The organism is Chitinophaga sancti, assembly GCF_034087045.1.
In the GTDB taxonomy this organism is placed as follows: Bacteria; Bacteroidota; Bacteroidia; order Chitinophagales; family Chitinophagaceae; genus Chitinophaga; species Chitinophaga sancti_B.
This window is the reverse complement of record NZ_CP139247.1, coordinates 5922737-5937072: the sequence shown is the minus strand read 5'-3', so window position 1 is coordinate 5937072 and position 14336 is coordinate 5922737. Positions and strand designations below refer to the sequence as shown.

General features: G+C 48.8%; 6 protein-coding genes. All 6 read right to left on the bottom strand.

The genetic code is table 11. From position 1 onward, the window contains the following. Positions 1-37: 37 nt before the first annotated feature. Positions 38-790, bottom strand: a complete 753-nt coding sequence (locus tag SIO70_RS24050) for an aspartyl/asparaginyl beta-hydroxylase domain-containing protein (protein WP_320575045.1) — start codon at positions 788-790, stop codon at positions 38-40. A 5-nt stretch (positions 791-795) separates the two neighbouring features. After that, on the bottom strand, positions 796-7743 hold the full coding sequence (locus SIO70_RS24045; protein WP_320575044.1) for an alpha/beta fold hydrolase: 6948 nt from the start codon (positions 7741-7743) through the stop codon (positions 796-798). Positions 7744-7817: 74 nt separating this feature from the next. Then, positions 7818-8312, bottom strand: a complete 495-nt coding sequence (locus SIO70_RS24040) for a hypothetical protein (protein ID WP_320575042.1) — start codon at positions 8310-8312, stop codon at positions 7818-7820. A gap of 83 nt (positions 8313-8395) precedes the next feature. Next, complete coding sequence (locus tag SIO70_RS24035; protein WP_320575040.1) at positions 8396-8824, bottom strand: hypothetical protein; 429 nt, start codon at positions 8822-8824, stop codon at positions 8396-8398. Positions 8825-8867: 43 nt separating this feature from the next. Beyond that, complete coding sequence (locus SIO70_RS24030) at positions 8868-10322, bottom strand: hypothetical protein (protein WP_320575038.1); 1455 nt, start codon at positions 10320-10322, stop codon at positions 8868-8870. Between the two features lie 10 nt (positions 10323-10332). Next, the gene (locus SIO70_RS24025) at positions 10333-14328 is read right to left on the bottom strand and encodes a hypothetical protein (protein WP_320575037.1); all 3996 of its coding nucleotides are present in this window, start codon (positions 14326-14328) and stop codon (positions 10333-10335) included. Positions 14329-14336: the final 8 nt, after the last annotated feature.

Below are 14336 nucleotides of genomic sequence, written 5' to 3'. Positions count from 1 at the left end.
TACAAAGCTCATCGATAGATGAGGAGTGCCTGTTCGATCAGAATAGTTTAAATCTTTGAATGGGTAATACCACCCAGATAGAATATCGCAGCAGGTTGTAAAGGTTCTTTTTCAGGTAGCCCGATTGCCGTCCCAGGAAGGCAAAGCGCTGATACAACATTTGTAATACGGAAGACGCGAGTACATGCGCACAGATCATGTTCTCCTGCCTGGCAAATTCCGGCCGTATTACATCAATGATAAGAATTAGCCTTCTCGTATTAGAATGATTCCAGGCAGTATGCGTATGCGCATCACAGAAGGGAAGGGCTTTCCCATTTTCCCAGGGACGTATCTCCCTGGATACCTGGAATCCACAATCCGGTAGCGCAGCAGGGACAGATAATCCCAGATGACAGCGGATAATCGCATCGGTATCCCCCTGATGCGGATTGATATTCGATCCTGCCTCCAATACACTCAGCGAACAAGAAGTCAGGTTAGGAATCTGTTTCATCAACTTCACTGTTTCCGGGCATTTCCGGCAATTGTCGTGCATCGTAAATTTCCAGAAATACAATCCCATCGTCTTCCACTTTTTAGGAGGAAAAGACATGGATTTATTAATGAAATAGGGCCGTAGCCTGTTCGGCTTTTCCTGCATCAGTCCTGTCACTTCATCCCGGATGGTTTCCCAGTTATCTTCCAGAATCCTTACCCATGGCAGCTCCTCCCGCTCGTAAAAAGGAGGCTGTTCGCCGGTGTACCGGCCTCCAAATACATTATACCAAGGTTTTACTTTATTGCTCATAGTATTTACTTGATGGCTGAAGAAATTATTTTAATGAGATCCTGACTTCTTTGCTGTACCAGGTCGTGGCCCCCTTTCAGGAAGCAGATAGAAAAATTGTTAGTAGCCAGTTCCATCCAGCGGCGTACCTCTTGCGGAGGCGCCAGCTGATCCTGCAAGCCGCTGATTACTGTTAGTGGAACGCTGATGGAGGTACCCTGTGGCTGATAACATTCGAGTACCTGTAAATCTGCCCGCAACAATTCACTGCTATGCTTCAATGCCTGTCTTCTTTCGGCCACATTACCAGGATCTCCGTAGCTTCTTAATACTTCCTCAATGAAGGCTTCTTCGCCTAATTGATGCAAGGTGCCGCTGCCGGTCTCCAATGGTGCACCACATCCGGATAATATCAATCCTGCGGGCAATTTCCTGCCTGCCTTTTTTAAGGCGGCATAAAATTCATAGGCCATCAATGCGCCCATGCTATGACCGAAAAAGAAGAACTCTTCCTGCGGATCTGTATAGTCCTGCAGCAAATCTGCTATGAGTGCAGGGAAATCCCTGAATGCGGGTTCATGACTGCGTTCTTCCCGCCCCCGTGGCTGAACGGCAATTACTTCCACCTGGGATTCAAATGCTTCGGGCCATCGTCCAAAGGCGGATGCGCCTGAACCGGCATACGGAAAACAGTATAAACGCTGTTTGACAGGGTGCTGCTTTTCCTGCAATACTACAAAGGCTTTCGCTGCAGGTATTTCCGGTGCTGGCACTGTTTCTGGTTCCGGTGCGGTGATGTTTTGCTCTTTATATACCAGTGAGAAAATAAAATCGCTCACCGCGGCAATGGTGGGATAGTTATATGCCATGGTAGCGGGCAGCTTGCAGTGGAAGTATTGCTCCAGCCGCGCTACAAAGGAAATGGCCATGAGAGAATCCATCCCGAGGAAATTGAAGCGCTGACGGGCATCAATGGTATCCATCGATTCTATCAGCATCACCATTCTCAGTTCTGTTCTGACAACCTCTTCTATCTGCGCTCTGGCCGCTATGGGCGCGCTGCTAAGGATATGATGCAGGTTACTGGCCGCAGGTGAGTTGGCGGTATTGCTTTTCACTACCTGACTAAATAACGAAGGCTGTAAAGAGAAATCTGTAAACAGCCGGAATTTGTCCCAGTCAATATCTGCGATGAGTAACAGCGGTTCTTTTTTCGCGATGGCTGTTTCCATGCAGGTCAATGCCCTGGATGGGGCCAGTAGCCGGAATCCCAGTTGTTGTAATACATGGGTTTCCTGTTCGCCGGCACTCATGCCTGCTTCCGCCCATGGGCCCCAGTCGATACAGGTAGCAGGAAGTCCCATTCCTGCCCGGTATACGCTGAGCATATCCATATAATAGTTGGCTGCTGTATAATGACTCAGGTCAACAGAACCCCACAGTGCAGATACTGAAGAAAAGAGCAAAAAGCAATCCAGGTCCCGGTTTTTCGTTAGCTCATGCAGCTGCCAGGAGGCATCTGTCTTGATTTGCAGGGTATCGGCCAGTTTGCTGCTGTCCAGCTCCATTACTTTGGAAAACCAGTTGACACCCGCTGCATGTAATACGCCACGTACCGGTATTCCCTGCTCATCCAGCTGCGCAAATACCCCAGCGAGACTGGCACGATCTCTTACGTCTGTGCGATATATTTCTATGTGTATACCTTCCCGCTGTAAACCGAGCAACTGTTGTACGGTTGCATATTCCGGATGCGTGTCTGCAATACTGTTCCACCTATCCATTGGCGGCATGGCCCTGCGGCCCAGCAATACCAGGTGTTTCACGCCTTTGCCCGCCAGCCAGGAAGCACAGGCCAGGCCCAGGCCACCAAAGCCGCCGGTAATGATATAAGCGCCATCGTTGCGAAGGGTAGTAGTGGCTGCGGCCATCTCCCGAACGGGCTCCAACTGTGTGATGTACTGTTGCCCATTGCGCAATACAATGCAATGCTCCTTGCCGGGTTGCAGTACTTTATACAATAATGCCGGTACATCTTCCGCGCCGGTGATATCTATCATGCCACCTCTCCATTCAGGATGTTCCAGGAATAAGGTTTTGCCAAATCCCCAAAGCGGGGAAGCGGATAATTGCAGTTCTTTACTGACAGCAGGTACTGGCTGTGCATGGCGTGTGAGCAGCCATAGCGGCATCACCAAAGCGCTCTCCTTGACGGCCTGCAGGAAGGGAATGAGTGTAACAATGCTATTGGATATACGGTGATTAGGAGTGAGCCCATGGTAGTCCGACAGACTGCCATCTCCATAAATAATTTTCCACTCCCGCTCATTTTCCTTTCGTTGAAAATTTACCACCTTATCCAGGGCCCGGCGATAATCTGCTTTAGTGGATTGAACCGTAAACTGGTAATCGGGGCGGTATATTCCAGTGGATATATCACCGCCTGTACAGAACCAATATACACTTTTCTGCACTGCTTTTAGTCGCTGTAATAGTTGCTCTATTACCACGCCTGCCGGTGCTGCAATAATCCAGTTGATTTTTTGGCGCAATGTATCTTCCGGAATATCTGTGACTATTGTTTCGGCAGGATTCCAGCGCATATGATAGAAACAGTCGCGCAATATTTTTTCGTCGCTGCGAATATGCTGTGCATGATCTGCAAATGCCGTCAGTTGTTCTGGACTCAATCCCGGCAGCCAGTAGCGTTTATGCTGGAAGGTCTGACCAGGAGTCAAAGCAGGGAAAGCATTGCCTTTTAATACCTGCTCCCAGTGGATAGTTGCGCCGGCGCAATACATGCGGCCCAATGCTTCCAACAGGAAATAGGCTTCTGTTCTGTCGCCCTTGCGGAAATTGAGCGTACGCAGGAGCTGTGTGTTACTGCAATCAATTGTTTCACTGACGGCCAGCAGCGTATTGCCACCAGGGCCTATTTCCACAAATTCGCGTATTTTTTCCGATGCCAGCAGCGTTAATGCCTGCTGAAAATTTACCGGATGCCTGGTTTGCTTTATCCAGTAATCGGCATCTGGCGCTATGGTCATTTCAGCGCCATGCAATGAAGAAATCCACCTTCTGGATGGTGCATGGAAAGTGAACTTTTGCAGGAACTCCCGGTAAGGCCCGAGGATAGGATCCATGTAATGGCTATGGAAAGCCTGCGATACTTTCAATGAGTAAATGCCCACTTTCTGGCTGCTGAAGAAAGTAGTGGCAGTATTAATTGCCTCCGGACTGCCGGATACTACTGTTTTAGCAGGACTATTCAACGCTGCAATACAGAGTTCCGGGATCCCTGCGATGGCTGCAGCTACAGTTTCTTTATCGGCAAAAACCGTTAACATACTGCCTTCACGGGGAAGTGCTGTCAGTAATGCGGCTCTCTTTTTCAGTATGGCAATACCGGTTTCCGGATCGAAACATCCCGCCAGGCAGGCGGCTGCATATTCGCCAATACTATGGCCCAGCAATAGTTGCGGGATACAGCCACTTTCCTCCAGTAATATGCCCAGGGAATACTGTACCGCAAAAAGCACGGGCTGATAATCATGTCCTAAAAGGAAAGTACCTTCTTCTTTTCCGTTAATCATACCTACCAGGGAATATCCTGTTTCGGGATCATCCGCGGCAGCAGCACAGCGATCAAAGGCACGGCGGAATGTAGGAAAATGGAAATACAGTTCCCTGCCCATACTCTTGTATTGATCTCCCTGCCCGGAGAAAACGAAGCATCGTTGCCCGTCGGCGAAGGTGTCGGTGGTCTGAATAACCCCTTCCCTGAAGGCTTTCAGCTTCTGTAGTAGTACTGTTTTACTATCTGTGAGAAATGCCTGTCTGTATCGCAGGTCCGTTCGCGATAGTGCCTGTGTATAGCACAAATCGTGAATACTGATGGCGGGATCTTTTGAAAGAAAATTAATCCAGCTATCCGCTTGTTGCAGCAAGCCTTCCGGCGCATGTGCGGAGAAGAGGAATGGCGTTTGTGTAAACAGTGTATGTTCGGAAGACACTGGAACAACTGCCGGCTTTACCTCTTCCAATATAGCATGTGCCAACGCACCGCCAAAGCCAAAGGAGCTGATAGCAGCTCTCCGCGGACCATTCGCTGTCCACTTTCGCAGGGTGGTAGGAATTTTCAGCCGGCTGTCTTCCAGGTGTATACGTGGATTTAATTCCTGCAGATGCGGCTGTGGAGGAATCTGACCATGTTGAAGCATTAACACCGCCTTCATCAAACCTGCAATACCGGCGCCGGCTTCCAGATGTCCGATATTCGCTTTTACCGCGCCTACATGGCAATCGCCCGCTGTTCCCTGACCATATATTTTTACCAGTTGTTCCAGTTCAATGGGATCTCCCAGGGCAGTACCTGTTCCGTGAGCTTCCACAAAAGAAATTGTTTCTGGAGAGATGCCGGCTTCTGTAAGGGTCCGTGAGATCAGACGGTATTGTGCAGGACCGTCAGGAGAAGTGATGCCATTACTTTTACCATCCTGTCCGGCAGCGCTGGCAAGTACAGTGGCCAGTATCGGATCTCCATCGCGCAATGCGGCGGACCTGCGTTTGAGCATTACCATGCCGCAACCTTCTGCACGCACATATCCATCTGCGCTGGCATCAAATGTTTTACATCTGCCTACCGGCGACATCATGCCGAACTGTGATAAGGTAATGGTAGGGCCGGGCGATAACAACGCATTTACGCCACCTGCCATCGCCTGGGTGCATTCCCCATGGCGAATGGCTTTTACTGCCAGGTGAAAGGCCGTGAGAGAAGAGGAACAGGCCGTATCTATCGCCATGCTGGGGCCTTTCAAATCGTAGGTATATGAAATCCTGTTGGCAGTAAGACTATTCGCATTTCCCAGCCCGGAGTAGGCATTGAAGCTTTCCATTCCCGGGATGAGTTTTATTTTCATATATAGGTAATCGTTAGTAGATACACCCAGATAAACGCCGGTGTCCGTACCTGCCAGCTGTTCTTTTTTCCAGCCGGCATTCTCCAGCAAGCGCCAGGACGTTTCCAGCAACATACGTTGTTGCGGATCTATTTCCGGCGCTTCATGCGGTGAGATGCCGAATAATGCAGGATCAAACTGATCGATGTCAGCAACAAACCCGCCCCAGCGGGTATTTACTTTGCCCGGCATTGCTGGTCTTTCATCATAGAATACATCGTTGTCCCAGCGGGAAGAAGGTACCGCTGAAATGGCATCACCGCCATGCTGTAGCAATTCCCAGAAGGCCTCCGGAGAATCAGCGCCTGGAAAACGGCAGGCCATGGCCACAATTACTACGGCATCATCTTCCGGCATACTTGAAGTACTGTCTGCATTAATGACCGGCAGCTTTCCTTGTAAATATTGTGTCAGACAGGCTTTGCGGGATACCTTATAACTGGTGGTTCTGGGAATACAACCGGAAGGAACGAGGATGATTTGATCCGGTGTGATGCCATAGCCTTCCGACAGACTCCCCTTAATACTGTTATAAATGCGTTCCTGGGTGGCACTATCTGTATGCCGGTGTATTTCCTGGAATACGAATAATTGTTCGCTGGCAGCGATGTGGGAAATGCAGACCGTTCTGTCATTTGTCTGGATATCCGGCTGATGATAACGGATGGTATTTTCCAGGTCATCGGCTGAATAGTTTACACCTCGTACAATGATGATATCTTTGGATCTGCCGGTAATGTAAAGGCGACCATCTTCCAGGTAACCGGTATCGCCGGTTTTGATGGGGGTGCCATCCGGAATGGACTGTATGCCTTTTTCTTCCAGGTAACCGCTTGCATTGCCTGCGCCCAGAATATATATTTCTCCTTCTTCCCCATCCTGGAGCCGGTTGCCTGTTTCGGGTTGTTGAATGAAAATTTGAACTTTAGGATCTGTATAGTAGGGCAGTAGCTGACGGTGGTTTTTCCCCGTTACGCGTTTATGCGTCAGGGCTAGTAGTTCGTCCAATCCTTTTCCTCCGCCTGCTGCGAGGAGTGTAACCTCAGCCAATCCGTATACCGGTTTGAAGGTATGCAGGTTAAATCCGGCAGGAGCGAATTTGGTAGCGAACCGTTGCAATACTTCAGGGGAGATCGTTTCAGCGCCTACATAGGCATACTTCCAGGAAGAGAGTTGCAATCCTTCTGCACTGCTGATTTTATTACAGCAGTGGTCAAATGCAAAAGGTGGGGCCGCAGCTGCATTGGCCTGGTACTGACCGATGATCTTCAGCCAGAGGGCAGGAGCAGACATAAAGGATTGTGGACTGATGAAAACGCCGAAACCATGCTCAAAGAGGACGGTGAGCAGATGTCCGATCAATCCCATATCATGATGGAAGGGCAGCCAGCCGGCTACTCTTACAGATTCGCTGCGTTGGAAGACCTTGTACATGAAGGCGAGGTTGCTCATGGCTTGCTGATGTTTTATCAGCACTCCCTTCGGCGTACCGGTAGATCCGGATGTATACTGTATATAGGCAATATCTGTTTCATCGATTTCAGGCAGCGCCACGGCGGTAATACCTGGATGCTTGAGTCGTTCCAAAGGAATCAGTCGCACCTCCGAAAGATTGGCTGCCTGCAAGGTTTCCCGGAATAAGGATACCTGCTCATCCGGCAGGATAATCGTATGTATATGCTGTTGCTGCAGTATGCGAACAATGCGTTCTAGTCCGTTCTTATCCTTGTTATTACGCACAGGAGGCATGGGTGCTGGGATAATGCCTGCCATCATGCAACCAAAGAAGGTAATCGTGAAATCTGATTGTTCCGGTGCACACAACAACACCATCTCCCCAGGAGGCAAATGTGCATGTAAGTTTTCAGCGATTGTAGTACATTGCTGTTTCAGGGTACGGTAAGTGAAAACCTGTGACTCATGACCATTGTGATCCAGGAAAACAAGCGCCTTTTCATTTGCTTTGCCGATAGGGAACCTGGAAATAAGATCGATGATAGTGGTATGCTCCATGAAAGAAAATTTGAGGATAAGGTCTGAAAAAAGCTGCCGGCACTTAACCGTAGAAATGCCGGCAGCAGTAGATTTTACCAGGTCTGTTTTCCAAACTTGGTACAGATGGTACCGGTTTTGTGATCAACGCACCAGTAGATTCTTTTGCCACTTTCAAAACCGAAGTATACATCATACGTACTTCCACTGGCATCGCAGACTATGGTGTCCTTCAGTACATTTTGGGTAAAGCCCATAGCTGGGCCCAGTTCGCCGGCATTGTTGACCTTTTTGCCATTGATGACGAGATTTTTAGTTTCATCCAACATGGACCAGTTTTCATTCCACGTGCCAATGTCTCCCACAATTATCAATGTATTGCTGGTCCCTTTATTGGCAATGAGGTAATCGCAAATCTGTTTCAGGTTGAGTTGCGGAGATGCGGGAAACATCACTGCGTGTCCGCCTACTCTTTTGTCATCTGCGAAAACGGCAGTGAGAGACAGGCAGCTGTTGATATCAGGGTATTTCAAGGTGTCTTTCCCTGTAACCTGCTTTGCTTCGCCTTCTTTAATGGATATTTCTGCCATAAGAAATAATTTTATAGGGTTTACTAATGGTGTGAGCTAAACGAAAAAATGGGCTTGCAAAATCGCCGACCCGGATAAGTTGTCTATTTGCAAGGTCCATTTACGTCTGTTATTTTTTGGGTAGACAAGCTGTCTTCCAACGCTCTGCGTACCATGCGTTGAACGTACTGCTGTCTTTCTGTTGTAGAGGCTGTAGCAAGATTACCTTGTACCAGTGTAGCAGAAATGGTGGAGTTCCCGTTTATGCCATTGATCTGTACTTGCCAGTTGCGGCCGCCGCCAGCAATGGCGCCTTGTATATCGAGGCGCACAGTACCTTCCTCAATTCTCCATGGTGGCAGTCTCCATATATCTGCAAATGTCAGTCGACCGATGGCATTCTGCGCATCTACGATATTCCTGTTGGATACTGCGGAAGGGTAGTTGGGAATATTATTTCCAGCTGCAATGGTGATGGTACAATTAGGGTCTACCAGAATTTTTGGTTCGAGGGATTGGGGGTTCTCTGCCATAGCATGTGTTTTTAAAGGTGAAAAATGAATCGTTATCGATTTTTTATTTACCTGTATAAGGCACATTCAGCACACTGTCTATCTTACTGCCATCTGAGGCCTGCCCAGTAAGTCTGTATTGTGCCGCTTCCAGCTTTAATGTTTGAGATCCATTTTTAATCTGGTCGCCGGTAATACTGATATTGCCCGGATTGAGGGTAAGACTGGTGAGATTCGCAGTTATCCAGCTGAGTTTGTACTGGTCGCCGCTGACTTTGGTGTAATCGAAATACTGTATCTGCGGATGCGTATCATTGCTTCCCAGATAGTATACATCGAACTTTCCGCCAGGCTGCCATATCGTAAAAGTATATGGCTGTTGTGCCGGTATTTTTATTTCCACTGCCGGCCAGTCTGCCGGATCTGTTTGCCATACGACCTGCGTAAGGGCAGGATCCTTGAATTTGAAGTAGCCTATGCCTACCGGTTTGAGTTTGAAACTGATGGTCTGGCTCGGGTTCCTGTCTTTAAATCCAAAGGCGGTCAACTTATAATCGGATGTTGCCGGCATGCCACCGTAATTGCCCTGAAAAGCCTGTACTAAATCCATTCCCGGCGTTACCTTCCGCGGGGTAATCGGATTATTCAGCGGCTTGCCCGGAGGCTTCAGCTGCCAGCGGGAAGCATAAGTCAGATACCAGTAGAGCGTGACAGACTGGTCTACCGCGAGTGGCGCTGATCCTACTTCGTTATGCTGGCTCAGATCACCCGTATTATAAGCAACAAAGGAATTGATTTTTGCATCGCCATGATACAGCACTACGTATGTTTGCACACTTGGATCTGAGTTACCGTTGCCGTTGTATGCTATCAATGTGTAGGTGGTGCTGTCTAAGTCGGCGGCAATATCCACAATGCATGATCCTTTATATGGTGGCTTGTCGCCCTGCACAGGGAAGGTCCGCTGCTTGTCGCCGGTGGCGAATCCTGTTACAACTACCCTGGTGGCGCCGGTAGAATACCAGGTAAGAGTGGTTGTCTGATCCAGTCCTACCACCTGCTGCTGCAAATAAGCCATGATACTCAGGGCAGCCGGCTGGGTTTTAACGATATCCTTAGTACCAGTGGCAAAATCGGCGGATCCGAGGTATTCTGTAATGGTAACAGGGGCCGTGCCGGGCGCATCATTGATAGGTACCCGAAGAAAGATGATATGAATCTGCCCGCCTTTTGGAATAGGCACATTCATATTAGCAGTGATGACATAATCATCATTGCTGGCACTTTTTGCACAGCTGAAATACTTTGTATCTGAATCGGCGGTAAAACCAACATTGGTTACCAGTTTCGTAGCACCCGATCCCTGCGGGAAATTGATATGGATTTCATCACTGTCGGGGGCTCCTTCGAATTCAATGGTATCATTCGTATTGTTGGTCACATATAGATTCAGGTCCACTACCGAGTTAGTGAATATTTCGGATGGCTGGAACGAATAGTCAAAGGTCAGATTTGCCATAATCCTGTTTTTAATTATTTTCTGATAGTTGATTATTTGCGCCCGACAAGGTGATCCAACCTTCTGTCAGCCGCAGGTTATCCTGATCCGATGTCGCTATCGGCGTATATTGTTCGATAGGTTCTTCCGGTCTCCAGGTGGTCACATCTTTGCGGGCTACCCATCCCCATCTGCCGTTTACTTCGGCAGGTGTAGGCATCTTGATCTTGTCGGGATCGAGCAGCAGCGGCCCTGTCCGGAAGGTAGACTTCAGGTTCGACAACGCAGTGGATATTGGCCCTGTAGGCAAACTCACGCTGAACGTAGGCTGACTGCCAGGAATAACAGGGATGCCGCCGGAGGTATCTACCAGCATAGTGAGCTTAATGGCATTTCGTTGAGGCGTCAGCATTACTGTATGTCCTTGCTGTACATAGTTGGAGAGGAAGTCGGCACCGGTGAATTTTTGTGCAGCAAATCCCGCTAAATTGATCTTTCCCCTTGCATTGTGGGAAAACATCTTACGGAGCTCGTTTGTCTGACCATTGGCGCCATATACCGCATAGAAGGTATCGTAGTTATCCGCTTCAAAATACCCGATGGCGCCATTCCCTGTCAGGTAGGAATCGCCGATTCTGACAGGAAAGGGCGTATTCATATACGGAGGATCTACTGGTTTATAGTTCTGGTTGTCGTCATAATAGATCCCGGTGTCAATCCAACTTTGATTATACACAGGCGTTCCTGCCAGCTCCATATGCACTTCACCCCTTACCACCGCCAGCGGCCGGCCTAATAATACGGACTGGTTGGCAGACTGGCTTTGAAAACTGGTCATGGGCCATAGGGTAACGTCAATGACATTCATCAGGTCATCATAGGCGGCAGAACCGCTGAATCCTGTTTTCAGGAGACTGGTAATAAATGCCTGCAGGTGTTCATTCTCCAGTTCAGGTGGTGCTCCCAGCTTGGTATTGCTGCCAGGTACGGCATCCCATCTGACAGTATATTGAAAATCGACTTCTTCATTTCCATCCTCAATCTGCCTTTGTACTTTGATAATTGCGCCCTGGTTGCGGCCATTGGCATCAAATACCATGAGGGAATTATCGATATGATTAGGCATTACCCAGCCACAGATAGGACTGGTAAGGTCGGAGGAATTGGTATGAATAGCGTCGTTGTTCTGCTGTAAGAGGTTTAAATGCACAATCGCGGGTTGGGATACTCTTGGGGAGAGTTGTCCGTAATCCTTGATGTCTGGGTTTTTATAGTTAGGACTGCTGGTGGTTAAGTTCTCAGACCATAACACGTTCGGGAGTGCATCCAGTGGTCCGGCAAACCTGTCCTTGGTGGTTAATACCTGCCCAAAAGCATCTACTACCCAGAGATTCACCAGTTGGAAGTGTCCGGAGCGAATAGGGAAGAAAGGCTGTGAATCCACGTAGTTCACCAGCTTCGGTCTGTAATTAAGTTGGCTATCGCCCAACAGCTTTTTCACACTGGCATCTTTGGGCGCTGTATTGATGGAGATCAGCGAAGTAATGAGTTGTTTGGTGAAACCGCTCATAGACTGGGTCATTAAATCCAGGTGTCCTACCATGCCGGCTACTCTTTGAAGATCATCCAGCACATATGGCGGAATACCGTCAAATATAGGATCCTGCTGGAAGGAAGCCATTTTGGATTTGATTACCTGGGACGATTTCAGGTTCATCACCGCCCGGCCCAGCAGCACAATATTATTGGCGGGTGGTGTAAGGTTATCGCCTGTCCAGTCGAAATCAATATCTCCCAGTTTCCAGTTGTTTAGAGAGTTGGTGGCATCCATGGAAGAAGGAATGTATTGGATCTTCCAATCCATGTAGATGGGCGTCCATGGTTGTTGGGTAATGAATGCTACCGCAAACGGTGACGGAATTACGCCTTCTATACCAGAAACGGCTTTAAGTGCCTGGGGATGGAAACCCAGGGATGCAGAGTCATTCCAGACAGCCGTTTGTTGTGCCTGAATCTGTTGGGTAAGTTGTCGCATCTGGCTGTTACTGGGGGAGACGCCCGTCTTGCTGAACCAGATGGAAGCTATCAAAGCAGCGCAGGAAGTATCCAGTATCATGGTTTCCACCCATAGGTCCATGGCCTCTTTCGGGAAAATGTTCCAGGTGGGTATGGTCACCTTGTTCAGCAGATCTTCTGCTGCTATCAGCTGGGTTGTGGGGTTATTATTAATGGTGAAGGTTACACTGATACCTGTAACGGTTTGTCCCGTGAAGCGTACAAAGAGTTCTGTAGCATCTGTGTATTGATCCGGCGAGGTCAGTTTGGTATCGATATAAGCGCCGCCTACCATAATCACCGGATCTACGGGAGCTGCGGAAGGCAGCAGGTCTACTGCTTTCAGAACGAAATTGGCGCCCAGTTTTGTTGCAAAGGCAGCGGCATCTGTGCTGATTTCTGCCTGCTTCTGATCCCTTTCTATTGTTTGTGTTTGCAAAGCCTGGGTGATAGCCGCCATACTGTTGTTGACCTGGGTTTTGGTGGCTGCCGGCGTAGATTTTACAAACAGACTTTGTTTTACATGCAGCTGGAACATTTCCTGTCGCAGTGTGGATAGGTTCTGGTTCAGCGTATTCAGTTCCTGTTGCTTGCTGTTCAGCTGGGTCAGCGTTGCTGTATCTGCAGTGCTAAGGGGAATAGTTTGTTGTCCACCGGTACCCAATATATTTTGATTGGTACTTTCCGGACGTACTACTATCCATTGCTGCCCACTGTAATGTTGTTCAAAGCGATCAGCGTGGATAGCCATTTCAACGGCGGTAGGATCGTCGTTGAGTTGTGCGAGCATATCTTTTTGAAAGGCTTCCAGGGCTCTTTCCACGATGGGTATATTTGCAGGATTCTGCTGCTGACTTTCTACTACCTGTGTGGCCATGTAAGCGGAAATAGCTTCCATGGCGTTATTACCCACAGATATGCTCACGCCGCCTTCCGGGGTGGGAACGCCCGTGCCATAGGCTATCGTGTCTCCCTGCCATGCCACAGTAGCCATCGACTGGCAAATACACTGCCTGGGCAACGGAGGCTGATCTTCTTTCACCCCATATTGCTGACGCCAGGCATTCCAGGCAATCATTGCATTTTTAATCTGTGGCGGGAGTTGCAGTTTATTGGGATCAAACGGACCATCAAGGCCATGAGATTTTTGCCATGCCAGCCAGTCGTCTACCGCTTCCTGCACTTCTGCATATCCACCAACTGTCCAGCCAAACTGGCCCTGCAACATTTCCATCCAATCTTCATTGCTGCTGGTAGAAATGTCGTACAGCAAATCATCTGTAGGTTCATCATACCAACCCAGCAGGGAATAGGTATACTGTGCGGCAGTACTGTCTGCCGGATCATGGAGTGTAAATACATTCTTCACATTATCGTAGGCAACAGACCAGGATACATCACCAGGACCTACTGCCCTGATGATGGCTTCACCTAAGCGGGCTTCTCCTTTCCAGCTGGCCAGCGGCATAGCCTGGCCTATTCCTTTAATGGGGAAAGTAGGATCATCCGGATATGGATACTGACTGGCACCTGCTGTGGAGCCATTGTTGGTGGCATCCCGGATATCAAACAAGGTATCGCTGCAAACGATAGTGGCCTGCAGTTGCGGAGGCGCGGGATTGGGATTGTTTTTATCCTGTACCGGATAAGTAAACCGGGTAATCAGCCAGCGGTTGGGAACAAAAGGAAAGTTCACATTCATATCCGCAGCATCTTCAGCGGATTGTTTTCCCTGCCGCATACTAAAAGGGAGCGTCCACATGAGGTGTACACCTACATCCGGACAAGTACCCTGTCCAAATGGTGGCGGGTCGGGAATTTGCTTCATCCACAGGTTGTAGTAATTATTTTTGTTGGTGGCCCAGATGGTAGTAGAGTTTGTATCTGGTTTACCTATACGAAGTATGTCTATCGGCACCGGCACCATCACTACAGGGCCCGGCCAAACGGGGATATATTGGGAGTTTGCCATGATTCAGG